Here is a 24,071-nt window from a genome sequence, read left to right as displayed (position 1 = left end):
TTCGAGGCTAGTGGGCCTCGTCGTCGTCCCGGACCCGACACGCGCGCTCCAGCAGCAGCGCACCCACGGCGACGAGCGCGGCGCCGAGGGCGGCGACCAGGCTGAGCACGACGCGCTCCCGGGCGAGCTCGGCGCCCGCGCCGACCCACCCGAGGGCGTAGCCGACGTAGCCGCCCGCGACCGCGGCCCCGGTCAGCGCGCACGACTTGGCCAGCACCAGCCGGTTCACCGCCTGGTGCGGGAGGAGCCGCTCGCGCCGCTGGTGCACCGCGACGTGGGTGGCCCGGGCGACGGCGAAGAGGATGGTCGCGGCGAGGTAGAGCACCGCCCCCTGGACCCAGGTGACCCGCGGGGCGGTCAGCTCCCAGGTGGCCGCGAGCGGCCGCACGAGCCGGCCCACGACCACGCCGGCCAGGAAGAGCCCGACCAGCAGCCCGGGCCGGGTCGTGCGGAGCCGACCCTCGGGGCGCTGCGGTGCCTCGTCCTCCTCCGGAGGGCCGGGCAGCGGGGGGACCACGTCGGGGCGGGTGCCGTCAGGGCTGCTCGAAGACCAGGTCGTCGCGCCGCTCGATGCCGTCGCGGCCGACCTGCTCCAGCAGCTCCGCCACGGGTCCCACGCCGGGGATCTCCGCCTCCGGGTCGAGGTCGTGCCAGGGCGCCAGGACGAAGGCCCGCTCGTGGGCCCGCGGGTGCGGGAGCGTGAGGCTCTCGTCGTCGGCCCGGCGGTCGCCGACGACGATGAGGTCGACGTCGAGGGTGCGCGGGGCGTTGGGGACGGTGCCGCGCTGCCGGCCGAAGGCCGACTCGATCGCGAGGGCGCGCTCGAGCAGGACGTGCGCCGAGAGCGTCGTGTCGAGCAGCACCACGCAGTTGAGGAACGGCTCGGAGCCCTCGGGGGCGTCGACCGGCTCGGTCTCGTAGACGGGCGACACCTCGGTCACCCAGACGTCCGGGGTGTCCTTGAGGGAGCTGACCGCTCCCTGCAGCTTCGCCATCCGGTCGCCCTTGTTGGAGCCGAGGGACACCACACAGCGGCGGATCGGGCGCATTTCACCGGTCAGGGTGTCCGCATCGACCAGGTGGGGGTTGGGCGTCTCGGTCATTGGGGCTCCCCTCGTCGGTGTGGGCGGCAGGTCGGGCGGCGCGGGTGCGCGCCGCTCACCCGCGGCTCCGGTGGATCGTGAGCGCCACGTCGGTGAACGTCGCGTCGATCGGCGCCTGCGGCTTGTGCAGGGTCACCTCGGCCCAGCCGACCCGGTCGTCGGCGAGGCAGACGTCCGCGACCCGCTGGGCGACCGTCTCGACGAGGTCGACCGGGTCGCCCTCCACGGCCTCCTTGACGCGCGTGGTGAGCGCGCCGTAGTCGACGGTGTCCTCGAGGTCGTCGCTGGCGGCAGCCGCTCGCGTGTCGACCCCGAGCACGAGGTCGACGACGAACGGCTGGCCGTCACGGCGCTCGAAGTCGAACACACCGTGGTGGCCGAACGCCTCGATGCCGGTGATGCTCAGCCGGTCGAGCAGGCGCTGCGCCCCCACGGGCGTCGCCGCCGCGGTCGGGTCGGGCGTCGTCTCGGTCATATGGGTTCTGACCCTACCGGCGTGGACTGGTGCAACCACAACCGCCAACCCCCACTCGTACGCCGCAAGGCGGTGAGAGCCTGGCCACGTCCGCCCTGGAACGCCGTGCTCGCGCCGCCCTCACCGGTGAGGACGTTCTCCGTGCACGTGACGACGGCCACGTCGTCAGCCACGGTCACCTCGACGTCGGTGAGGAAGAACTGGACGTACTCCCGCGTCGCCATGACCACCGCCCAGCTGCGCAGGACCGCCGCGGTGCCGTGGATCGGCCGCGCCCCCGGGTGCACGCACACCGAGTCCGGCTCCTCGGTCCACAGCTCCTCGAGCCGGTCGAGGTCGCCGGCCTCCACGGCCGCGTAGAAGGCCTCGTGGGTCGCCAGCACCGCGGCCCGCTCGTCGGGCGTCCCCCGGTCAGCCATCCGCGTTCCCCGGGCGCCACCGGGCGGCGACCCGGACGGCGTCGGCGGAGCTGCGGACGTCGTGCACCCGGACGCACCAGGCCCCGGCGGCAGCCGCGAGCGCGCTGGTCGCCGACGTCGCCGCGTCGCGCTCCTTCGGCGCCCGCAACGTGCCGTCCTCGTCGGCGAGGAGGTGACCGAGGAACCGCTTGCGGCTCGTCGCGACCAGCACCGGCCGCCCCAGGGCGTGGAGCCGGTCGAGCCGCGCGAGGACCTCCCAGTTCTGGTCGGCGGTCTTCGAGAAGCCGATCCCAGGGTCGATCGCGATCCGCTCTGACGCGACGCCGGCGGCGACCGCGGCGTCGAGCTGGCGGGAGAGCTCGTCGGCGACGTCCTCGACGACGTCGTCGTAGTCGGTGTGCTGCTGCATGGTCACCGAGTGGGCCCGCCAGTGCATCAGCACGTAGGCCACGTCGAGCTCGGCGACGGTCGCCAGCATCGCCGGGTCGGCGAGCCCGCCGGAGACGTCGTTGACGATCCGGGCCCCTGCCTCGACGGCCGCACGGGCCACCGAGGCGCGCATGGTGTCGACGGAGACGACCAGCCCCTCCTCCACGAGGGCGGCGACGACCGGGAGCACCCGCCGGAGCTCTTCGACCTCCGACGGCCGCTCGGCGCCGGGGCGGGTCGACTCCCCGCCCACGTCGACGAGGTCGGCGCCGTGGCCGCGCAGCGCCAGCCCGTGGTGGACGGCGGCGTCGCGGTCGAGGTAGTCGCCGCCGTCGGAGAAGGAGTCGGGGGTGACGTTGAGGACCCCCATGACCAGGCAGCGGCCAGGACGGGGCAGCCCCTCGACGTACCGCTCCGGCTGTCCGTGCACGGGGCGACCCTAGTCGTCCGGAGAGTGGCGGCTCACCTGGTGCCGTGCATGATGAGGCTCATCGCCTCGCTGCGCGTCGCCGCGTTGTGCATGATGCCGCGGATCGCGGAGGTGATCGTCTTCGCGCCCATCTTCCGCACGCCGCGCATCGTCATGCAGAGGTGCTCGGCCTCGACCACCACGATGCAGCCGCGCGGGTCGAGGATCTCCATCAGCGAGTCGGCGATCTGGGTGGTCAGCCGCTCCTGCACCTGCGGCCGCCGGGCGTAGACGTCGACGAGCCGGGCGAGCTTGGAGAGCCCGGTGATCCGGCCGCTCTCGGCAGGGATGTAGCCGACGTGCGCCACCCCGGTGAACGGCACCAGGTGGTGCTCGCAGAGCGACCACAGCTCGATGTCGCGGACCAGCACCATCTCGTCGTGGCCGAGCTCGAAGGTGGTGGCCAGCACGTCTTCGGGACGCTGCCGGATCCCGGCGACCAGCTCCTCGAACGAGCGCGCGACCCGGGCCGGGGTGTCGAGCAGCCCGTCGCGGTCTGGGTCCTCCCCCATCGCGATGAGCAGCTCGCGCACGGCCGCCTGGGCACGGGCGTGGTCGAACTCCGGCACGTCGTCGTAGGACGGGACCGTCACCTTGTCGATCGTCATCAGGCCGTCGTCAGCCCCTCAGGCGGCCGGGCCGGCCGGGGGCGGGGTGCCGTGGATGTCCCCGCCGGACGACGGCGGGGTGATGATCGTGGTCCCCGTCGGCTCCTCGGCGCGGGTGCCGTTGGAGGCGGCCCGCGGTGGCACGTCGACCGGCGGGATCGGCGACGGCTCACGGGTGGGCGACCCGGTCCACGCCGGGCGCACCGGACGGCGGCGCAGCGGCGCGAAGACCGCGGCCACCTGCTCCTTGTCGAGGGTCTCCTTCTCCAGCAGCGCGAGCACGAGCGCGTCGAGCACGTCGCGGTTCTCCTGGAGGATGTCGAAGGCCTCCTGGTGGGCGTTGGCGAGGAGCTTCTTGGTCTCCTCGTCGACGATCGCGGCGACGTCCTCGGAGTAGTTGCGGGTGTGGCCGAGGTCGCGACCCAGGAACGGCTCGCCGTTGGAGTCGCCGAGCCGGATCGCGCCGAGCCGCTCGGTCATGCCGTACTGCGTGACCATCGCCCGGGCGAGCGACGTCGCCTTCTCGATGTCGTTGCCGGCGCCGGTGGTCGGGTCGTGGAAGACCATCTCCTCCGCAGCGCGCCCGCCGAGCATGTAGGCGAGCTTGTCGAGCATCTCCGAGCGGGTCTGGGAGTACTTGTCCTCGTCGGGCAGCACCATCGTGTAGCCCAACGCCCGGCCGCGCGGCAGGATCGTCACCTTGTGCACCGGGTCGGTGCCGGGGAGCGCCGCGGCGACGAGGGCGTGGCCGCCCTCGTGGTAGGCGGTGATGAGCTTCTCCTTCTCGCTCATCAGCCGGGTGCGCCGCTGCGGGCCGGCGATCACGCGGTCGATCGCCTCGTCGAGCGCGGCCGCGTCGATCATCTTCTGGCCGGCGCGGGCGGTGAGCAGCGCGGCCTCGTTGAGGACGTTCGCCAGGTCGGCACCGGTGAAGCCGGGGGTGCGGCGGGCCACCGACATCAGGTCGATGCCGGGCTCCATCGGCTTGCCCCGGGCGTGCACCTGGAGGATCTTGTGGCGCCCCTCGAGGTCGGGGGCGTCGACCTGGATCTGCCGGTCGAAGCGGCCCGGGCGGAGCAGCGCCGGGTCGAGGATGTCGGGGCGGTTGGTCGCCGCGATGAGGATGACGCCGCCGCGGACGTCGAAGCCGTCCATCTCGACGAGCAGCTGGTTCAGCGTCTGCTCGCGCTCGTCGTGGCCGCCGCCCATGCCGGCGCCGCGGTGACGGCCGACGGCGTCGATCTCGTCGATGAAGACGATCGCGGGGGCGTTCTCCTTCGCCTGCTCGAAGAGGTCGCGGACGCGCGAGGCGCCGACACCGACGAACATCTCGACGAAGTCCGAGCCGGAGATCGAGTAGAACGGCACGCCGGCCTCACCGGCGACCGCGCGGGCGAGGAGCGTCTTGCCCGTGCCGGGCGGGCCGTAGAGGAGCACGCCCTTGGGGATCTTGGCGCCGACGGCCTGGAACTTGGCCGGCTCCTGGAGGAACTCCTTGATCTCGCCGAGCTCCTCGATCGCCTCCTGGGCGCCGGCGACGTCGGCGAACGTCGTCTTCGGCATGTCCTTGCTGATCAGCTTCGCCTTCGACTTGGCGAACTGCATGACCCGGCCACCGCCGCCCTGCACCTGGTTCATCAGGAAGAGGAACAGGAGGATGATGATGACGAAGGGGATGATGCTCACCAGCAGCTGGCCGAGCAGGCTCGGCTGCGGGTTCTCGGAGTCGACGTGCTCGATGTTGCCGGCCTCGAACTGCTCCTGGGCGAGGGCGACGATCGGCTCCTGCTGGCCGGCGACCCACTGCGAGGTGACCTTGCGCTCGTCGTCGCCGTTCAGCGTCGCGCGGATCTCCTGGTCACCGTCGACGAAGGTGATCTCCTTGACGTCGCCGTCCTTGATGAACTTCGTGATCTCGGCGGTGTCGACCTCGTCGTAGCCACCGTTGGGGGCGAGGAATTGCAGCGCCACCAGCACGCCGACCACCGCGACGACGATCCAGAACCAGGGACCGCGGATGATGCGCTTCACGTCCATGTACCGGGGCCCGTGCCCCGCCCTCCTGCCAGATGAACCTCGATGGGTAACGACGTTACACGGGAGCGGCAACGGACACGCAGCGGATCCCGCCGCTTCGCGCGCACCTGACCGCGGCCGTTGTCAGGAGTAGACCGAGGGGGCCAGGGTGCCGATCGAACGGAGGTTGCGGTAGTTCTCGGCGTAGTCGAGGCCGTAGCCCACGACGAAGGCGTTGGGGATGTCGTAGCCGACGTACTTCACGTCGACCGTCATCTGGAGCGCGTCAGGCTTGCGCAGCAGGGTGCAGATCTCGACCGACGCGGGGCCGCGCGAGCGGAGGTTCGAGACCAGCCACGACAGCGTCAGCCCGGTGTCGATGATGTCCTCGACGATCAGCACGTGGCGGCCGTTGATGTCGGTGTCGAGGTCCTTGAGGATCCGCACGACGCCGGAGGACTTCGTCCCCGAGCCGTACGACGAGACCGCCATCCAGTCCATCTCGACGTGGCGTCCGAGCGCCCGGGCGAGGTCGGCCATCACCATCACCGCGCCCTTGAGGACCCCCACCAGGAGGACGTCCTGGCCGGCGTAGTCACGCTCGATCTCGGCGGCCAGTTCCGCCAGCCGTCGCTGGATGTCCTCCTCGGTGTAGAGGATGTCGACCAGCTCGCCCGGCACGTGCTCAGCGTCCACGGCGGTCAGCCTGCCACACCGTCCCCGGCGCCCGGACGGGTGCTCCGGAACCGGAGGGTGCCGTCGCCGTCGACGGCGGCCGACACGTGGCCGGGGAGCTGCACCTCGCGGCCCCTCCCCCGGGGCACCAGGGAGGCGAGCGCCTCGACGTGCACCCGGAACAGCTCGGACGACGGGCAGCCGGCCCCGACCGCGGCGGCGCGGAGCACCCGGGTGCGCAGCGCGACGGGCGCGGCGGCGAGGGAGGCCACGTCGAGGCCGCCGTCGGCCGTCCGGGCCGCGCGGTGGAGCTCGTCGGCGAGCTCGTCGAGGGCGGCGACGTCCTGCTGCAGCAGGTCCGCGGTCCTGGCCAGCGCGGCGGAGACACCGGGGCCGAGCTCCTCCTCGAGCACCGGCAGCACGCGGTGGCGCAGCCGGGAGCGGGTGAACCGCGGGTCGTGGTTGTGCGGGTCCTGCCAGGGCTCGATCCCCTCGGCCCGGCACGCCTGCTCGGTCTGCGCGCGGGTGACGTCGAGCAGCGGGCGGACGAACGCCACGCCACCCTCGACGTACCGGCGGCGCATCCCGGCGATCGACCGGCCCCCGGAGCCGCGGGTCAGCCCGAGCAGCACCGTCTCGGCCTGGTCGTCGGCGGTGTGGCCGAGCAGCACCAGCGGCGCCCCGAGGTGTGCGGCGGCCTGCCCGAGCGCGGCGTACCTCGCCTGGCGCGCGGCGGCCTCGGGGCCGATGCCCGGGGCGTCCACGCGCACCCGGGCCGTCATCGTCTCGTCGACGCCGAGCCGCGCCATCAGGCCGGCGACCGCGGTCGCATGCTCGGCCGAGCCCTCCTGCAGCCCGTGGTCGACGGTCACCCCGACGACACGGCGGCCGGTGCGACGGGTCTCGAAGACCGTGGCGGCGAGCAGAGCGAGGGAGTCCGCGCCGCCCGAGCACGCCACCAGAACGTCGCCCTCGTGCCCCTCCAGCTCCCGGCGTACGGCGAGGCGGACCGCGGCGACCGCAGGATCCGGTCCCACGCCGTCAGCCGTGGACCCGTCGGACCCAGGCGAGCGGCTCGGCGATCTCCTCCTTGCTGGGGAGGTGGTCCGGCTCGACCCACACCTTGTTGAACCCGTCCATGCCGACGTCGCGGACGACGGTGCGGACGAAGTGCGCGCCGTCGCGGTACTGCGCCATCTTGGCGTCCAGCCCGAGCAGCCGCCGCAGCAGCCGGTCGAGGGAGCCGGCGCCCTTGCGCCTGCGGTTGAACTTGGCCCGGATCTCCTTGACCGACGGGATGACGGTCGGGCCCACGCCGTCCATCACGACGTCGGCGTGGCCCTCGAGCAGCGACATCACGCCGGTGACCCGGTCGATGACCTCGCGCTGCGCGGGGGTCGCGAACAGGTCGATCAGGCTGGCCTCGCCGCGCCCCGTCACCAGGTCACCGGCGCGCTTCACCGCGTCGCCGAGCATCGCGGCCAGCTTCCCGGGGTCGACCTCGACGCCGTCGACGAGCAGGTCGATCTGGGACTGGAGGTGGTCGCGCATCCACGGCACGGCGGTGAACTGGACCCGGTGGGTCTCCTCGTGGAGGCAGACCCAGAGCCGGAAGTCGGTGGGGTCGGCGCCGATCTCGCGCTCGGCCTGGACGATGTTGGGGGCGACCAGCAGCAGCCTGCCGATGTCGGAGGAGCCGTCGCCGGGAGTGTGGAAGGGGTCGAACTGGCCGAGCACCTTGCCGGCCAGGAACCCGAGGAGCGCCCCGGCCTCGAGCCCGGTCACGCGTGAGCCGACCAGCTCGGTGAGCCCGCTCGGGGCGCCCTTGCGCTGCTGGAGCTTCTCGACGACCGGCCCCATGACCTGCGAGAACGCGTCGGCGTTCGCCTGGATCCACCCGCCACGGTCGACCACCAGCACGGGCGCGGTGCCCGCCTCGGCGGTGAGGCCGGTGTACTCCCGCACCAGCGGGGTCGAGCGGGCCGCGCCCTCACGCAGCTCGGCGACCACCTCGTCGGCCTCGGCGCGCGAGACGTCCGGCCCCTGGCCGGCCATCCGGGTGGCGGTGGCCACGGCCAGGTTCCAGTCGACCATCTGCCCGCTGCTGCTCATGGGGCGAGCGTACGCACGACCCCGTCAGCCGGCGGCGTGGCAGGCGCAGCCCGCGAGGGCCGCGGCCACCCGGTCGAGCTGGTCGCGGGCGAAGAGCGTCTGCGGCGGGCGGACGCGGTCCGCGACGGCCACCAGCAACATCACCGACCCGTCCCGGCCGACCACCACGCCGGCGTACCCGTGGACGCCGGTCAGCGTGCCGGTCTTGAGGCGGGCGCGGCCCAGGCCGGGCTCCGCCCGTCCGTCGAGGGTGGAGAAGCGGTAGGACAGCGAGCCGGTGAAGCCCGCGACGGGGAACCCTTCGACGACCCCGCCGAGGAGGGGGTGCTCGCGGTCGGCGGCGGTGGCGAGGGCCTCGACGAGGGTCTGCACCGGCACCCGGTTGTGCCGCGACAGGCCGCTGCCGTCGTGGATCCGCATGCCGCGGGTGTCGATCCCCAGCTCGTCGAGGACCGCGGTGACCTCGCGCGCGCCGTCGACGAAGCTGCCCGGGCTGCCCCGCCCGATCGCGACGTGGCGGGCGAGCACCTCGGTCACGTTGTTGTCGCTGGTCTCCAGCAGGTGCTGGACGACCTCGACGAGCTCGGCACTCTCCACCGTCGCGAGCTGCTCGCCGCCGGCCGGCGCGGCGCCCGGCCGCGGCCGCCCGCGGACCGTGATCCCCTGGGCGCGGAGCTCGGCGACGAAGGCGCGCGCGGCGTCCACCGCCGGGTCGCCGGCCCGGTCCTCGCCCGGCGCCGGCTCGCCCTCGTCGGCCCAGAGCGCGACGACCGGGCTGACCTCGCTCGGCACGTAGCCCGGCTCCCAGCGCGGGTTCACCGACGGCCCGCTGAACAGCGAGGTGTCGTAGCTGAGCCGCACCCGCGAGCGCCCCTCGGCGCGCAGCGCCGCCGCGGTCCGACGGGCGAGCGTGGCGAGGTCGGCCTCGGCGGGGTACTCGTCCGGGTCGGCCCGGCGCGCCAGCAGCGGGTCTCCGCCGCCGACGAGCGTGAGCCGGTCGCCGGAGAGCGTGGTCGACGTGGTGAACCGGTGCTCCGGCCCGAGCACCTCGACGGCGGCGACGGAGGTGAGGATCTTCAGCGTCGAGGCGGGGATGACCACGTCGGGCCCGAGGTCGACGACGGGGCGGCCGGTCCCGTCCGCGACCACGACGGCGAAGCGCCGCCCCATGCGGCGGTCCTTCGGCAGCCGGCCGAGGGCGTCGCGGACCGCGCGGGCGTCGACCGCCGAGCTCGGCAGCTGCTGGGCGACCGGCGCGGCCGGCTCGGGCTCCGGCAGCTCCAGCCCCGGGGGCGGCGGCACCGCGGCCGGGTCGCCCACCGGGTCGGGGCTGATCCCCCAGCGGGCGCCGAGGTCGAGCCAGTACGCCGCTCCGGCGGCCACCAGGACCAGGACCACGAGCACCGTGCCGGCGACCCGGAGGTTCGGGCGGAGGACCCGGCGCCACCCCTTCCGGGAGTGGGGTCGGTCACCTTCGGGCATGCCCGGTCCCCTTCCGGTTAGGAGGTGCGCGGATTCTGCGGGAGACTAGCCGACGCGGCCGGGGGCACCCTTGCGTGCGTACGGCGCCTGCGACACGACCTGCGCCGAGAACGGCCGACCCCGACCTGCTGGAGGATGACTGTGGAGTTCGACGTCCTGGTGGAGATCCCGAAGGGGCAGCGCAACAAGTACGAGGTCGACCACGAGACCGGGCGCATCCGCCTCGACCGGACGCTGTTCACCTCGACGCAGTACCCCGCCGACTACGGCTACATCGAGAACACCCTCGGTCTCGACAGCGACCCTCTCGACGCGATGGTGATCCTCCAGGAGCCGACCTTCCCCGGCTGCCTCATCAAGTGCCGCGCGATCGGCATGTTCCGGATGACCGACGAGGCCGGCGGCGACGACAAGGTGCTGTGCGTGCCGGCCACCGACCCGCGGCTGGAGCACCTCCGCGACATCGACCACGTGTCGAAGTTCGACCGGCTCGAGATCCAGCACTTCTTCGAGGTCTACAAGGACCTCGAGCCCGGCAAGTCGGTCGAGGGCGCGGAGTGGGTCGGCCGCACCGAGGCCGAGGCCGAGGTCCGCGCCTCCTTCGAGCGGTTCAAGGAGGAGGAGGCGAACAAGGGTCAGTCGGGCCACGCCCACTGACCCCCGTCCCTCCTATCGCGCGCGTCAGGGAGTGTTGAGCCGCCCCTCGTGGCGCGCCGATGCGGTCAGAACAGGTCCGTGCGGAGCATCTCGCGCGGCACCCCGAACGCGTCGACCAGGTCGACCGCGTGCGGCCGGAGCTTGCGGCACAGCTCGTTGACCATCGAGGTGATCGCCTTCGACCGCTGGGTCGAGAGCCGGCCGTGCTCGAGGAACCAGGCCCGGTCCTGCTCGATCGCGGACAGGGCGAACAGGTCGCAGACCATGTTGAGCACCTGGCGGTTCGTGCCGTCCGGCATGTTGTCGAGCTTGGTCAGGAACGCCTCGAGCACCAGCCGCTCGGCGTGCGCCCACGCCGACGCGATCACGTGGTCCTGCGCGCGGCTGAAGACCTCGACGGCGTCGCCGCCGCGGGTGACGCCGTTCTGGATCCGGCGCGCGACCGACTGGGTCATGTGGTCCTCGCGCCACCGGAACATCGACAGCTGCCACGCCGGGTCGAGCAGCCCGGCGTCCGGGTCGCCCTCGGCACGGTTGGGGACGGCGTCCCGCAGCCGCTCGAGCAGCTGGCGCATCGCGGTGCGCTCGACGACGGTCTCCAGGGCGATCCCGGCCACGTAGCGCGCGGTGCCGAGCTGGTCGAGCGCCCCGAAGTCGTCGCGGAGGTCGGTGAGCCGCCCCTTCGCGACGAGCTGGAGCAGGATCGTGTTGTCGCCCTCGAAGGTCGTGAAGACGTCGGTGTCGGCGCGCAGCGCGTCGAACCGGTTGATCGACAGGTAACCGGCGCCACCGCAGGCCTCGCGGCACTCCTGGATGGTCCGGCTGGCGTGCCAGGTCGCGAGCGCCTTGGTGGCCGCGGCGCGCGACTCGAGCGCCCTCCGGCGCCGCTCGGAGGAGTTCTCCGGGTCGGAGAAGACGCGGTGCAGGTCGGCGGCGACGCGCTCTTGCGCGAAGTGCAGGGCGTACGTGCGGGCCAGCGCGGGCAGGAGCCTCCGCTGGTGCTGGCCGTAGTCGAGGAGGAGCTCCTCCTGGTCCGTCCCCGGCGAGCCGAACTGACGGCGCCGGACGGCGTGGTGCACGGCGATGACCTGCGCGACCTTCGCGGCGTTGACGGCGGCGCCGCCGACGCAGACCCGCCCCTGCACCAGCGTGCCGAGCATCGTGAAGAACCGCCGGTCTGGGTTCTCGATCTCGGAGAAGTAGACGCCGTCCTCGGAGACCGTGGCGTAGTTGTCCAGCAGCGCCTCGCGCGGCACCCGGACCTGGTCGAACCAGATCCGGCCGTTGTCGACGCCGTTGAGCCCGATCTTGCGGCCGCAGTCCTCGATACGGATCCCCGGCCGGACGGTGCCGTCGTCGTCCCGCAGCCGGACGACGAGCGCGTGCACGCCGCGCCGCTCGCCGCCCACCACGAGCTGGGCGAAGACAGCCGCGTAGTGCGCGTGCATGCCTGCGTTGCCGATGTAGTCCTTGCGACAAGAATCGTCGGGTGTGTGGATCACGAACTCCTGCGTGGCAGGGTCGTAGGTCGCGGTCGTCCCGATCGCCTGGACGTTGGAGCCGTGGCCGGTCTCGGTCATGGCGAAGCAGCCCATGACCTCACCGGTGATGGTGCGCTCGAGCAGCTCGTCGTGGTGCCGCTTGGTGCCGAGCTGGAGGATCGCGCCGCCGAACAGCCCGAACTGGACCCCGAGCTTCACGACGACCGACAGGTCCCCGAAGGCCGAGGTCTCGAACGCCGCCACGGAGGCGCCGATATCGCCACCGCCGCCGTACTCCTTCGGGAAGCCGTAGCCGGTCTGGCCGGTCGCGGCGAGCTCGACCACCTGGTCCTTGACCAGCTCGCGGTACTCCTCGGTGCTCAGCGTCTCGGCGAGCCGGAGCACGTGGCTGCGCTCGGCGAGGTTCTTGCGGACGGACTCCCGGACGCCCCGGTAGCGGCCGTCGAGGAGCGAGGTCAGCGCGGCGACGTCGACCCGGACGTCCGCGGCCACATCGGTGTCAGCTGCCATGCCGACATGTTGTCGTCTTGGTCGCTCGTCCAAACCATCCGGCAGGTGGCTGGTCAGACACGTCCGAAGAAGTTCGGCGGCACCCAGTAGTACATCGAGTCGATGGACACCGGCCGCCCGGTCCGCGGCGCATGGATGATCATCCCGTCGCCGAGGTAGAGCGCCACGTGGTGGATCGACCCCGGGTCGCTGCTCGACCCCCAGAAGACGAGGTCGCCGGGGCGGAGGTCGGACGACGAGATCGGCGTGGTGGCGTCGTACTGCGCGACCGAGTAGTGCGGGAGCGAGACCCCGGCCTGCTGCCACGCCCGCATGGTGAGGCCGGAGCAGTCCCACGACGTCGGGCCGGCCGCACCCCAGACGTAGGGCTCGCCCAGCTGGGCGCGCGCGAAGGCGAGCACCTTCGATGCGCCCCCGGCGGGAGGCGGGGCGGACGGCGGCTCGGGCGCCGGGTCCGGCGCAGGGTCAGGTTCAGGTTCAGGGTCCGGCGCGGGGTCGGAGCCCTGCCGCTCGTCCTGCGCGGGGGCGGTCGGCTGCTCAGAACCGGCTTCGCGGCGGGCCTCACGCCGGGCCTGCCGGCGGGCCTCCTTCTCGGCCTCGAGCGCGGCGGCCTCGCGGGCCTGCTCCTCGAGCGCCTGCTGCCGCTTCCGCGCGAGCTTCACCGAGATGCCCTCGAGCTCGGCCAGCCGGGCGACGAGCCGGTCCTTCTCCGCTGCGACCGCGGTGGCGGTGGCCTGCGCGTCCGCCGCGGCCGCCTCTGCCGCCCGGCGCGACTCCTCGGCGGCCTCGGTCGCCGCGCGCTGCCGTTCGAGCGCCTCCCCGGCCCCGGCGCGGAAGGCGTCGGCGAGGGCGGAGACGGCGGTGAACCGCTGGTACTGCGCGTCGAGCGACGACGACGCGCCCTCGTGGCTGAGCAGCCTGCTCATCAGCCCCTCGGGCCCCTCGGAGCCGAGGACGGCGTCGACGGTGGTCAGCCCGCCGCCCCCTTCGTACGTCGAGGCCACGAGCACGGCGAGCCGCTGCCGCTGGCCGGCGACCCTGCGGTCGGCGGTCCGGGCCTCCTGGCGGGCCTGCCGGAGCGCCTTCTCCGCCTGCCCGAGCTCCCAGCGGGCGCCGTTGTAGGCCTCGTAGGCCTGGGCGGCCCGGATCGAGGCGGCCTCGAGCTCGGCGTCGGCGCGGGCCAGCAGCGCCTGGACGGAGGCGACGTCGGAGGCAGCCTCCGACGCCCGCTCCCGGGCCCGCTCGACGTCGCGGCGGGTCGGGACCGAGCTGTCCGAGCCGCCCGCGCCGTCGTCCGACCCGTCACCGGGGGCGGCGAGCGCGGTCGGGGTCACGAGGAGGGCGAGCGCGGTGGCCAGGCCGGTGGCCAGCCCGGTGAGCGTGGCCAGGGCCCGGCGCCAACCTCGAGGGGCGACCGCGGAACCGGCCGGGACCGGGCGGCGGACAGCTCGCCCGGCACGGGGCTCCGTGGATCGCATGACTCCCTCTCGGCGTGGTACCAGCCGCTTCCCCGGCGGCTGGTCGACGTCACGTTAGTGCTCAGGAGTCACAGACGGAACAACTTTCTCAAGATTTTCTCGAATCCACGGCGTGTCGGGTTGACGAACTACACCAGTGTAACTTCGGCGCGCGGACGTAGCGGTGGACGCGCCGGGCAGGCGCGCCGCGAGGCCGGCGGAGTGGTCACGCCAGAAAAATGGATGAGGTCCCGCCCGATTGGGAGGCTCGGACGGGACCTCTGGGTTCTGTCCCATTGGGAGGCTAGGACAGCACCCTGAGCAGTGCGTGGGACTGAACGACGAGGGGTGGGATACGGACCCCCGACTCACTTCCTCTCGAACCAGCTGCTCGAGCTGGTCCCGCTCTGCTCGGTGGAGACCCCCCCGGATCTCCGGATAGTCGGAGCATACCCCAATCGGCCCGTATGGAAAGGGAGCCGAGAGCGGATTCGAAGGGGAAAATGCCGGGTCCACCGGGCGCTCCCCGACGGTCAGTCAGCCCTCGGTCTCCTCGAGAGGTACGGCGGAGGAGCTGGTGGTCGGGTGTGATCGGAGCCCCCACCGCTCGAACCGTTGACCGGTGGCGATGCCGCCGAGCCACACCGAGAGCACCGCGATGACGATCCCGCCGAAGACGTCGGCGACGTAGTGCCAGCCGAAGTAGAGCGTCGAGATCATGGTCAGCACGCAGAAGGTCCAGGCCGACCAGCGGATGAGCGCGTTGCGGACGGTGTAGTGCGCGCAGAGGGCGATCGCCAGCGTGAGCGCGGTGTGCAGCGAGGCGAAGCCGGCGACGCTCTGGATCGAGTCGCTGAAGGGGTTCAGCGGGAACCGGACGTCCTGGCGCCCGTTCCACAGGGAGTTCTGGAGGTCGGTGACACCGGTCTCCTCGAGGTCCCGGTAGAGCCACGGGTACCAGAAGATCGGCCCCATCGTCGGGATCATGTAGTAGCTGATCGTCCCGAGCGCCCACGTGAGGCAGTTGGTGGTGGCGTACCAGTAGCCGTAGGTGATGTTCCGCGACCACACCAGCCAGGTGACGACCGTGAGCGGGGCCAGCGGCAGGTAGAGCAGGTAGATGAAGGCGAAGAAGTGCGCCGCCCAGGTCTGGCCCAGGATGTTGTGGAGCACCGTCGCCGGCTCGTTGCCGAAGAAGAGCCAGAGGTCGAGCTTGTGCAGGAGCGGGTCCTGCATCGAGTCGTAGAACCGCGGCAGGTAGTTCTTGAGGTTCCGGTAGCCGACGTAGGTGACGTAGAAGCTGGTCAGCCCGATCGCGACGCAGGCGATGCGCTCCTTGGTCCAGTGCTCACGGACCAGCGTGCGGGCCTCGTCGAGCACCGAGCGCATCCGGTGCCGCGCGCGCCACAGGGAGCGCGGGACGACGTCGATCAGGAAGGCGCCGAGGACCATCGCGGGCAGCCGGAACCAGGCAGGGCCCAGGAACCCCTCGGGGTCGCGGAGCCGCTCGTCGAGCGCCTGGGAGACCACGACGGCGACCAGGCCGGTGACCACGGCGACCCCGACGAGCATCCCGTAGGCGGGCCGCGGCTTGACGGCGGGCGGCGCCTCGGGGGCCACGCTCGACGTCGACCGGCTCATGACGGGACAGTCTAGGGAACCCGGACGCCGTCCCGGCGGGGCGCGGCCGCCCGCTCGCCGTACGGCCCTATGGCGGTGGTCACAGCGGAGCCCCGGATCGGTCGGCAGGAGGATCCGACGGACGGCCGACGGGTGCCGTCCGCGTCGGGTCCACCCGGAGCCGCACCCGCTGCCCCGCCCGTACGGCGACGTCGAGCCCGGCCACCGCGTCGAGCTCGTCGACGCTGGGCACGCCGTCGACCGCGACGACGAGCCGGGTGAGCTCGGCGGTGACCCGGGCGGAGGTCACCTGCCCGTGGACCGCACCCTCCGGGTCGAGCCGGAGGGCGGAGCGACGGAGGGCGAGCCGGCCGTCGCCGTCCGCTGCCCCCGCGAGGAGCACCTCCGCCGCGGACCGGTCGACGACCGCGGCGTAGCCGAGGAACCTCGCGGTGTCCGCGTCGGCCGGGTGGCGCCAGACCTCCTCCAGCGTGCCCTGCTGGACGAGCCGGCCGGCCCGCATCACGGCGAGCCGGTCCGCGACCGCGAAGGCCTCGTCGTGGTCGTGGGTCACCAGCACCGCGGTGGTCCGCTCGGCGCGCAGGATGTCGTGGAGGTCGGCCGCGAGCCGCTCGCGGAGCCCCCGGTCCAGAGCGGAGAGCGGCTCGTCGAGGAGGAGCAGCCGTGGGTGCACGGCGAGCGCACGGGCCAGCGCGACCCGCTGACGCTCTCCGCCCGACAGGGTGGTCGGCCGCCGCTCGCCCTGTCCGGCGAGGCCGACCAGCTCGAGCAGCTCGGCCACCCGCCGCCGGCGCTCGCCGCGCGGCACCCGGCGGAGCCGGAGCGGGTAGGCGACGTTGCCGGCGACGTCGAGGTTCGGGAACAGCTGGCCGTCCTGGAACATCAGCGCGAACCCGCGGCGGTGGGTCGGCACCCCGGTCACGTCCTCCCCGCCGAACCGGACGCGTCCCGCAGAGGGGCGCTCGAGCCCGGCGACCGCCCGGAGCAGCGTCGACTTCCCGCAGCCGGAGGGGCCGAGCACCGCGAGCACCTCGCCTTCCGGGAGCGCGAGGGTCACGTCGTCGACCGCCTTCGTGCGCTCGAAGGTGACGGTGAGGTCGGTGACCTCGAGGCCGGCGTCGGGCATCTCAGAACGCTCCCACACCGGGCACGCGGAGCCGTTCGACGGCGGCGGTGACCGCGACGGTGACCGCACCGAGCAGGACCGAGGCAGCCAGGGCGGCCCCGAACGCGTCGCCGCCCGGCCGCCCGATCAGGTCGTAGATCAGCACCGGGAGCGTCGGGGTCGTGGGGCGTGCGAGGAAGCTCGTTGCGCCGAACTCCCCCAACGAGACCGCGAAGGCGAACCCGGCTGCGGCGAGCACCGGCCGCCAGGCGACCGGGAGGTCGATGGTGGCCAGCACCCGGAACGGGCCCGCCCCCAGCGAGGCCGCCGCCTGCCGCTGCCGGTCGTCGACGCTCCGCAGCACCGGCACCAGCGCCCGCACCACCAGCGGCAGGGCGACCATCGCCTGCGCGACCGGAACCAGCCAGGGGCTCCCCCGAAGGTCGAGGGGCGGCTCGTCGAGGGCGACGAGGAACCCGAAGCCGATGGTCACCGCCGAGACGCCGAGCGGGAGCATGAACGCCGCGTCGAAGAGCGCGAGGGCCCGCCGTGCGGACGGCCGGGTGGCCCGCCGCGTGACCAGCACCGCGACGACCACCCCGAGCGCGAGCGCCAGCACCGTGGCGTCGACCGCGACCCGCAGCGAGTTGGCGAGCGCGGTCGTCACCGGGACGGCCGCGCCGGAGCCCGCGTCGGCGTCGCCGAGCGCGCGGTAGTGGGCGGTCGACCACTCGCCGTCGGCCTGGAACGACCGCGCCACGAGAGCTGCCACCGGCGCGAGCACCAGCAGGACGGTCAGGGTGGTCACCCCGAGGACGAGGAGGTCGGACCTGGTCGCCCGCCGGGCGCGCGTCGTGCGCAGGCGGTCGAGGGGCTGCTCGCGGTGGCGGCGCGCGCGGCCCGACACCGTCAGCAGCCCGACCACCACGACCAGCTGGAGCACCGACAGGGCGGCTGCGGCCGGCAGGTCGAGGAACTGGGTGGTGAGCAGGTAGATCTCGGTCTCGACGGTGGAGTACCGCACCCCGCCCAACGTCAGCACGACACCGAAGGCAGTGGCGCAGAAGAGGAACACCACGCTGGCCGCCGACAGCACCGGCGGCAGCATCGCCGGCAGCGTGACGGTCCGGAGCACCTGCAGCGGCGAGGCGCCGAGGGCGGCCGCAGCCTGCGCCCGGCGCGGGTCCAGGGAGTCCCACCACGGGCCGAGGGTGCGGACCACGATCGAGACGTTGAAGAAGACCAGCGCGGCGACGATGGCGGTGGGGGTGCCGTCCAGGCCGAGGAAGCCGAGGGGCCCCGACGGCGCGAGCAGCGTGCGGAAGGCGACACCGACCACCACCGTGGGCAGCACGAACGGCACGGTGACCACCGCGCGCAGGACCCGTCGACCCGGGACCGCCAGCCGGTGCAGGGCATAGGCGGTCGGTACGCCGAGCAGCAGCGTCAGCGCCGTCGCGACCGTCGCGGACCAGAGCGTGAACCACAGCGCACCGAGGACCCGGCTCCGGCCGAGCGTGGAGAGGGCCGGACCGAGGTCGAGCCGGCCGTCGACGACGAAGCCCCGCTCGAGCATGCCGGCGAGCGGGACGACGAAGAAGACGAGGAGGACGGCGAGCGGCACGGCGCCCGCGGCCACCCCGGCCGCGACGTACCGCTTCCCGCTCACCGTCGTCCCCGTGTCAGCTCGTGACGTCGCTCCACTCGCGGAGCCACTCCTCGCGGTGCTCGGAGATCGCCTCCGGGTCGACCTCGACCGGCGCCGGCGCCGGCTCGGCCCACTTCGCCCAGAGCGGCGGCAGCTCGACGGAGTCGTCGACCGGGAAGACGTACATCGAGTCCGGCAGGGCCGCCTGGACCTCCGGCGAGACGAGGAAGTCCACGACCTCCTGGGCCCCCTCGGGGTTGTCGGCACCCTCGAGCACCCCGGCGTACTCCACCTGGCGGAAGCAGGTGTCGAGCAGCGCGCTCGTCGTGGGCCGCTTGCCCCCCTCGGGGATCGTGAACGGCGGCGAGGAGTTGTACGAAAGCACGATCGGGCGGTCGCCCCCGCCACCACCGGCGGTGAAGTCGACCTCGTAGGCGTCGGTCCAGCCGGCCACGACACGGACGCCGTTGTCGACGAGCCGCTGCCAGTACTCCTGCCAGCCGTCCTCGCCGTACTCCCCGATGGTGGCGAGCAGGAAGGCGAACCCGGGCGACGAGCTGTTCGGCGCCGGGGTGACGAAGAGGTCGCGGTACGCCGGCTCCGTGAGGTCGTCGAGGGTCTTCGGCGCCGGCACGTCGTTCTCGCGGAACCAGGTGTCGTCGACGTTCACGCAGACGTCGCCCCAGTCGACCGGCGTCAACCGGTCGGCGCCGTCGCCGTCGAGGGCGTGGTCGGCGGCCGAGCCCGGCAGCTCGTCCGGGACGTGCTCCGCCAGCACACCGGCGTCGACCGCCCGGCTGGCGAAGGTGTTGTCGATGCCGAACACCGCGTCGCCGACCGGCTCGTCCTTGCTCAGCACGAGCTGGTTGGTGAGCGAGCCGGCGTCCCCGCTGCGCACCACCTCGAGCGTCAGGCCGCTGTGCTCCTCGAACTCCGCGAGCAGCTCGTCGGGGAGCGCGAAGGAGTCGTGGGTCAGCAGGGTGACGGTGGTGTCGTCGGTGGCGCTGTCGTCCTCGGACCCGCCGGTCACCGAGCACCCGGCGACCGCCAGCAGTGCCGTGGTGCCGAGCAGGGCCGTCGTCCTCAGCTTCATGGTTCGTCTCCCGGTTCCTCTGGGAGGGTCCCGCGCGTGCGCGGGAAGAGCTCGACTTCCTTCGCCGGTGCTAGCCGGAGCAGGTTCGAGGGTCTGCGGCCGTTCCCGCACTCTCAGCGCCCGGTGGCGCTCCCCTGTCGTTCGGAGCCGAACCTACACCGCGGGCCTTCTGGGTGCGCGGGGTGTCTCACCGGCGGCTGAGGTGGTGCTCCTCCTCGAGCCGCCGCAGCTTGTCGGGGTTGCGGACGACGAGCAGCTCGGCGATCCGCCCGTCGGCCATCACCCCGGTCGCCACCGTGTCGATGCGGCCGTCGATGCGGACGACCAGCGCCGGCGCCCCGTTGACCGCGAGGACGTCGACCTCGGCCTGCGCGCCCGTGGGCGTGACGGCCAGGAGGAACCGGGCGACCTTCTCCGCGCCGCGGATCGGGTTCAGCGCCGCCTTCACCTTGCCGCCGCCGTCGGAGAGCAGCACGACGTCAGGAGCGAGGAGGTCCATCAGCTGCTGGAGGTCGCCCGTCGCGGCCGCGGCGAAGAACGACGTGGTCACCTTCTCGAGCTCACCGGCCGGGATCGTGCCGGGACGGCGGGCCTGCACGTGCTCGCGGGCCCGGTGCGCCAGCTGGCGGACCGCCGCCGTGCTCCGGCCGGTCGCCTCCGCCACCTCGTCGTACCCGAAGCCGAAGACCTCGCGGAGCAGGAAGACCGCGCGCTCGAGCGGGCTCAACGTGTCGAGCACGACGAGCATCGCCAGCGACACCGAGTCGGCGAGCTCGACGTCGTCGGCCACGTCGGGCGCGGTGAGCAGCGGCTCGGGCAGCCAGGGGCCGACGTACCGCTCCCGCCGTCGCTCCAGCGTGCGCAGGTGGTTGAGCGCCTGCCGGGTGACGATGCGGACGAGGTACGCGCGGGGGTCGCGCACCCGGGCCTTGTCGACCTCCGACCACCGCACCCACGACTCCTGGACGACGTCCTCGGCGTCGGCGGCGCTGCCGAGCATCTCGTAGGCGACCGTGAACAGCAGCGAGCGGTGCTCGGCGAAGGCGTCGGTCCCCTGCTCCACGTGGTCCCCCGTCACCGACGCAGCTCGCAGCGGTCCTTGAACCCCTGGCTGGTGAGGCCGAGGGCGCTGTTGAACCGCGAGCGCTCGTTCTCCACGGCCACCATCATGGTCAGCTCCACGAACGCCTCGTCACCGAGGGCGTCGCGCAGCCGGCCGGCCAGCTCGTCGGTGACCTCGGGCGGGGTGGCGGTCATCGCCTCGGCGTACTCCATGACGTCGCGCTCGAGCGGCGTGAACACGTCGGACTCGCGCCACCGCGGAACCTCCTCGAGGCGGCTGACGTCGAGCCCCTCGCTGTGCGCGGCGTACCAGCCGAAGTCGACGCACCAGCTGCAGCCGATCGCCGCGGCCGACGCCATCTGGGCCAGGGTCTTCAGGTCGGCGTCGAGGGCCTTCCAGCCGGCGACCCGGCGCTCGAACCCCATCACCGCCTTGAGGACCTTGCGGTTGTGGAGCAGGGCGAGCCCGGTGTCGAGCACGTCGCCGTACGCGCGGCGGGAGTACCACGCCATCGCCCGGCCGAACAGCGTCGGCGGGACCTCGAGCGGGACCCGGGCGGCCTCGCGACGGGCGGCGTCGACGTCGGTGGGGTGCTGGGTGGTGGTCATGGTGTCCTCCTGTGGGTCGGTTCGCCATGGAGACACCGGCCGTCCCGGATCTGTGACATCAGCGGGCCCGGATGGTCGAGGCCGCCGCTGGATCAGTTCCGGACGCACCTCCACGCGCCCAACCCGGTGCCGTTCGACCTGGTCCAGCACCGGAACTTTGCGGTCCGGATGCTCAGGGCAGCGGGCGGTAGACCCGGGCCCCGTCGACCTCGTCCACGCTCAGCCGGCCCCGGCGGACCAGCAGGTCGAGGTGGACCAGCGTCTCCATCGTGGCCATCGCGCCGTTGAAGACGTCGAGCTCGTCGAAGTGCCGCTCGTGGCGGGTCCAGGTGAGCCGCTGGGCCACGTCGTACGCCGAGGAGCCGGCCGGGTCGACGGCGGCGATGCAGAGGTCCAGCCGGTGGTCGTGGTGCGCCAACAGCTCGTCCACGCGCTGGTGCGAGCTCTCGGCCACCGCGCCGTGGGCGGGCAGCAGCCGCAGGTCCGGCAGCTCGCGGACCCGGTGCAGCGAGCCGAGGAAGTCGCCGAGCGGGTCGTCGGCGAAGACCAGCTCGAAGCCGACCGAGGGGGTGATCGTGGGCAGGACGTGGTCGCCGGCGAACAGGACCCCCTCGGCCTCGTCGGCGAAGACGAAGTGGCCGGCGGTGTGGCCGGGGGTGGGCACGGCGCGGAGCACGCGGTCGCCGACCTCGATGTCGTGCTCGCCGTCGAGCCAGCGGTCCGGGGCGGCCCACTGCGCCAGCTCGAGGTCACGCCCCGCGAACATCGCGTGCCACCGGTCGGCGACGTCGTGGGCGCCGGCGACCCGGAGCCGGTCGACGGTCGGGTCGCTGTCGAGCTCGGGGCTGTGGAACATGTCGATGCTCGGCTTCTCCCCGATGCCGAGCTCCACCGTCGCCCGCCCGAACTCGGCGCGGACGGCCACCGCCTGCGTGTAGTGGTCGCGGTGGACGTGGGTGACCAGGAAGCGGGTGATGTCCTCGAGCCGGTGGCCGATCGCGTTGAGCGACGTCTCGAGCTGCGTGCGGGACTCCGCGACCGCCCAGCCGCCGTCGATGCAGGTCAACCCGGAGTCGGTCTCGATCACGTAGACGTTGACCGCGCGCAGCCCGTCCATCGGCAGCGGGAGCGGCACCCGGTGCACCCCCGGGACCACCTCCTCGGGCGTCGGGTCGGTCCAGTGCGGGTCGGACCCGAAGTTCGGGAGGTCGGTGCGGCTCACGTCCGCCATCCTGCCTGGCGCGGTGTCGTGGCGTGGGAAGGTGACGCCATGACGGACGTCACGACGCCGCTGCCGGTCGACGCCACCACCCGGATCCGGCGCGAGTCCGAGCGCCAGGTGACGGAGCGCGCTGCCCTGCACGCGGTGCTGGACGAGGCGCTCGTCGCCCACGTCGGCGTCGTTCGTGACGGCCTGCCGCTGGTGCTCCCGTTCGCCTGCGCGCGGGACGGCGACACCCTGCTGCTGCACGGCTCGACGGGGTCGGGGCTGATGCGGCTGGCGGCCGGGGAGCCGGTGTGCGTGACGGTGACCCACCTCGACGGGCTGGTGTACGCGCGGACGACGTTCGACTCCTCGATGCGGTACCGCTCCGCGGTGGTGCACGGGACCGCGGAGGTCGTGCCCCCGGAGGAGAAGGAGCGGGCGCTGACGGTCCTGTCGGACCACCTCTTCTGCGACCGTACGGCGGAGGTGCGGGCCAGCACCGTCAAGGAGCTCGCGGCGACGATGGTGCTGCGGGTGTCGCTGGAGCGGGCGAGCGTCAAGGTCGCCGCGGGGCCGCCCGAGGTGGATCCCGACGACGTCGAGCCCCGGTCGGTGTGGGCCGGGATCCTGCCGCTGTCGACCGTCGCCGGCGAGCCGCAGCCCTCTCCCGACGTGCGGGACGGTGTCGACGTGCCCCCGTCGGTGCGCCGGGCGGCCGACCGGCTCAACGCGGGCGGGGCACCAGCCCCCGCCCGGTGACGAGCGGCAGCTCCCGCGCGGTCACCAGCCCCGCTCGGCGTCGACGACGGCCTCGACGGCGTTCACCAGCCGCACGGCGGTGCCGATCATCCCGGACACGTTGTGGTCGCCGTGCTCGCCGTGGTGCGCGAGGTCGAGGGTCATCGACGGCTCGCCCTTCACCTCGACCCGGTAGCAACCGGCGCCGCCGGCGGGCTGCGGCCAGTCCGGGCGCTGGGAGGGGTGGGTACGGGTGACGTGCTCGAGCACCACCCGCGGCACGCCGTCGACGCAGCCGACCACCTCGAACCGCACGCCGCAGCGGGAGCCCTTCGGCAGCACGCCGTCGACGGTCTCCACGTCCGCCTCGGCGACGGCGAGCTCGACGGTCTCCCCCAGCGGCTCGTCGAGGGTCAGCTCCAGCCCGACCGCGATGACCCGGACCACCGACCCCCACGCCATCGTCAGGATCCCGCCGGCGAACAGCGGCGGCACCTCCTCCACCGGCTTGCCGAACCCGAACAGCTCCGCGTTGACGAACGGCTGGTGGTAGGTCGAGTAGTCGGCGATCTCGGAGCAGCGCACCTCGTCGATCCGCTGCGACAGCGAGGTGAGGGCCAGCGGCAGGACGTCGTTGGCGAAGCCGGGGTCGGTGCCGTTGCCGAACAACGACGCTCCTCCGCGGCGCCCGGCGTCGACGAGCCGGTCGACCAGCTCGTCGGGATGACACCGTCGGCGCGATCGCCTGGACGCCGTTGGAGCGGCCGTTGGCGACGGGGCCGGCGTGGCCGATCTGCGCGGCCACCGCGGCTCCCTCGGCTTCACGGCGTCGGTCAGCCGGCGCAGCCCCGGGAGCGCGGCCTCGCGGAGGTAGACCTGGTCGCGGTGGGTGCGCCCCTCGGGGGAGACCGCGACGTACGCCAACGTCGTCATCCCGACGCCGCCGCGGGCGAGCGCGACGTGGAAGTCGACGAGGTGCTGCGAGACGACGGCGCCCGGTGTGAGCCCCTCGGAACCTGCCCGGAGACGACGGACGCCCCACGAGCAACCGCTC

The 24,071-nt window shown here is 73.2% G+C and carries 23 protein-coding genes and 1 riboswitch; of the genes, 2 read left to right on the top strand and 21 right to left on the bottom strand.

Annotation, left to right across the window (positions count from 1 at the left end; all coding sequences use genetic code 11):
* Nucleotides 1-7: 7 nt before the first annotated feature.
* From FIP57_RS13510 to dacB, 11 genes are all read right to left on the bottom strand, one after another.
* Nucleotides 8-517 carry a DUF3180 domain-containing protein gene (locus FIP57_RS13510; RefSeq protein ID WP_238993442.1) on the bottom strand — a complete coding sequence of 170 codons (510 nt, stop codon included), beginning with the start codon at nt 515-517 and terminating at the stop codon, nt 8-10.
* Nucleotides 518-533: 16 nt separating this feature from the next.
* Nucleotides 534-1,103 (bottom strand): 2-amino-4-hydroxy-6-hydroxymethyldihydropteridine diphosphokinase, encoded by a 570-nt coding sequence (gene folK, locus FIP57_RS13505; protein WP_148573964.1) that lies wholly within the window; start codon nt 1,101-1,103, stop codon nt 534-536.
* Between the two features lie 55 nt (nt 1,104-1,158).
* Nucleotides 1,159-1,578, bottom strand: a complete 420-nt coding sequence (gene folB, locus FIP57_RS13500; RefSeq protein ID WP_203231212.1) for a dihydroneopterin aldolase — start codon at nt 1,576-1,578, stop codon at nt 1,159-1,161.
* A complete protein-coding gene (locus FIP57_RS13495) occupies nt 1,575-1,997 on the bottom strand; it encodes a nuclear transport factor 2 family protein (protein ID WP_148573963.1) in 423 nt (140 codons plus the stop codon). The genes folB and FIP57_RS13495 overlap by 4 nt, the downstream gene beginning before the upstream one ends.
* Nucleotides 1,990-2,796: a dihydropteroate synthase gene (folP, locus tag FIP57_RS13490; RefSeq protein WP_148574206.1), complete on the bottom strand. Its 807-nt coding sequence runs from the start codon at nt 2,794-2,796 to the stop codon at nt 1,990-1,992. Before folP ends, FIP57_RS13495 begins: the two co-directional genes overlap by 8 nt.
* Nucleotides 2,797-2,888: 92 nt before the next feature.
* Nucleotides 2,889-3,503, bottom strand: a complete 615-nt coding sequence (gene folE / locus FIP57_RS13485) for a GTP cyclohydrolase I FolE (protein ID WP_148573962.1) — start codon at nt 3,501-3,503, stop codon at nt 2,889-2,891.
* An 18-nt stretch (nt 3,504-3,521) separates the two neighbouring features.
* Nucleotides 3,522-5,540: an ATP-dependent zinc metalloprotease FtsH gene (gene ftsH / locus FIP57_RS13480; RefSeq protein ID WP_148573961.1), complete on the bottom strand. Its 2,019-nt coding sequence runs from the start codon at nt 5,538-5,540 to the stop codon at nt 3,522-3,524.
* 123 nt (nt 5,541-5,663) lie between these two features.
* The gene (gene hpt, locus FIP57_RS13475; protein WP_148573960.1) at nt 5,664-6,215 is read right to left on the bottom strand and encodes a hypoxanthine phosphoribosyltransferase; all 552 of its coding nucleotides are present in this window, start codon (nt 6,213-6,215) and stop codon (nt 5,664-5,666) included.
* A gap of 5 nt (nt 6,216-6,220) precedes the next feature.
* Nucleotides 6,221-7,231, bottom strand: a complete 1,011-nt coding sequence (gene tilS, locus FIP57_RS13470) for a tRNA lysidine(34) synthetase TilS (protein WP_148573959.1) — start codon at nt 7,229-7,231, stop codon at nt 6,221-6,223.
* Nucleotides 7,232-7,235: 4 nt separating this feature from the next.
* Nucleotides 7,236-8,306 (bottom strand): zinc-dependent metalloprotease, encoded by a 1,071-nt coding sequence (locus FIP57_RS13465; RefSeq protein ID WP_148573958.1) that lies wholly within the window; start codon nt 8,304-8,306, stop codon nt 7,236-7,238.
* Nucleotides 8,307-8,330: 24 nt separating this feature from the next.
* Nucleotides 8,331-9,788, bottom strand: a complete 1,458-nt coding sequence (gene dacB, locus FIP57_RS13460; RefSeq protein WP_148573957.1) for a D-alanyl-D-alanine carboxypeptidase/D-alanyl-D-alanine endopeptidase — start codon at nt 9,786-9,788, stop codon at nt 8,331-8,333.
* Nucleotides 9,789-9,923: 135 nt separating this feature from the next.
* On the opposite strand from dacB, the gene FIP57_RS13455 reads away from it, so the two are divergent.
* On the top strand, nt 9,924-10,445 hold the full coding sequence (locus FIP57_RS13455) for an inorganic diphosphatase (RefSeq protein WP_275266165.1): 522 nt from the start codon (nt 9,924-9,926) through the stop codon (nt 10,443-10,445).
* Between the two features lie 65 nt (nt 10,446-10,510).
* On the opposite strand, the gene FIP57_RS13450 is transcribed toward FIP57_RS13455, so the two are convergent.
* The 9 genes from FIP57_RS13450 to FIP57_RS13410 all read right to left on the bottom strand — a co-directional run bounded on the left by FIP57_RS13450 (nt 10,511) and on the right by FIP57_RS13410 (nt 22,294).
* Nucleotides 10,511-12,457, bottom strand: a complete 1,947-nt coding sequence (locus tag FIP57_RS13450; RefSeq protein ID WP_148573955.1) for an acyl-CoA dehydrogenase family protein — start codon at nt 12,455-12,457, stop codon at nt 10,511-10,513.
* A gap of 53 nt (nt 12,458-12,510) precedes the next feature.
* Nucleotides 12,511-13,935 (bottom strand): C40 family peptidase, encoded by a 1,425-nt coding sequence (locus FIP57_RS13445; RefSeq protein ID WP_148573954.1) that lies wholly within the window; start codon nt 13,933-13,935, stop codon nt 12,511-12,513.
* A 516-nt stretch (nt 13,936-14,451) separates the two neighbouring features.
* Nucleotides 14,452-15,555 (bottom strand): phosphatase PAP2 family protein, encoded by a 1,104-nt coding sequence (locus tag FIP57_RS13440; protein ID WP_148573953.1) that lies wholly within the window; start codon nt 15,553-15,555, stop codon nt 14,452-14,454.
* A 79-nt stretch (nt 15,556-15,634) separates the two neighbouring features.
* A complete protein-coding gene (locus FIP57_RS13435) occupies nt 15,635-16,681 on the bottom strand; it encodes an ABC transporter ATP-binding protein (RefSeq protein ID WP_148573952.1) in 1,047 nt (348 codons plus the stop codon).
* A 1-nt stretch (nt 16,682) separates the two neighbouring features.
* Nucleotides 16,683-18,329, bottom strand: a complete 1,647-nt coding sequence (locus tag FIP57_RS13430; protein WP_238993441.1) for an ABC transporter permease — start codon at nt 18,327-18,329, stop codon at nt 16,683-16,685.
* Nucleotides 18,330-18,342: 13 nt separating this feature from the next.
* On the bottom strand, nt 18,343-19,401 hold the full coding sequence (locus tag FIP57_RS13425) for a thiamine ABC transporter substrate-binding protein (RefSeq protein ID WP_148573951.1): 1,059 nt from the start codon (nt 19,399-19,401) through the stop codon (nt 18,343-18,345).
* Nucleotides 19,402-19,440: 39 nt separating this feature from the next.
* Nucleotides 19,441-19,547: riboswitch (TPP riboswitch) on the bottom strand.
* A 41-nt stretch (nt 19,548-19,588) separates the two neighbouring features.
* Nucleotides 19,589-20,479 (bottom strand): RNA polymerase sigma-70 factor, encoded by an 891-nt coding sequence (locus tag FIP57_RS13420; RefSeq protein ID WP_238993440.1) that lies wholly within the window; start codon nt 20,477-20,479, stop codon nt 19,589-19,591.
* Nucleotides 20,476-21,072, bottom strand: coding sequence for a carboxymuconolactone decarboxylase family protein (locus FIP57_RS13415; RefSeq protein ID WP_148573950.1), 597 nt, complete (start codon nt 21,070-21,072; stop codon nt 20,476-20,478). Before FIP57_RS13415 ends, FIP57_RS13420 begins: the two co-directional genes overlap by 4 nt.
* A 172-nt stretch (nt 21,073-21,244) precedes the next feature.
* A complete protein-coding gene (locus tag FIP57_RS13410; protein ID WP_420846689.1) occupies nt 21,245-22,294 on the bottom strand; it encodes an MBL fold metallo-hydrolase in 1,050 nt (349 codons plus the stop codon).
* A gap of 48 nt (nt 22,295-22,342) precedes the next feature.
* Between FIP57_RS13410 and FIP57_RS13405 the strand changes: the two genes are divergently transcribed.
* Nucleotides 22,343-23,038, top strand: a complete 696-nt coding sequence (locus tag FIP57_RS13405) for a pyridoxamine 5'-phosphate oxidase family protein (protein WP_148573948.1) — start codon at nt 22,343-22,345, stop codon at nt 23,036-23,038.
* Nucleotides 23,039-23,059: 21 nt separating this feature from the next.
* Here the strand turns inward: FIP57_RS13405 and FIP57_RS13400 are convergent, their stop codons facing one another.
* On the bottom strand, nt 23,060-23,950 hold the full coding sequence (locus tag FIP57_RS13400) for a hypothetical protein (protein WP_203231211.1): 891 nt from the start codon (nt 23,948-23,950) through the stop codon (nt 23,060-23,062).
* Nucleotides 23,951-24,071 lie beyond the last annotated feature (121 nt).

The organism is Nocardioides caldifontis, assembly GCF_008087345.1.
GTDB lineage: Bacteria > Actinomycetota > Actinomycetes > Propionibacteriales > Nocardioidaceae > Marmoricola_A > Marmoricola_A caldifontis.
The sequence above is the reverse complement of the archived record's forward strand: the minus strand, read 5'-3'. Positions and strand labels throughout refer to the sequence as shown.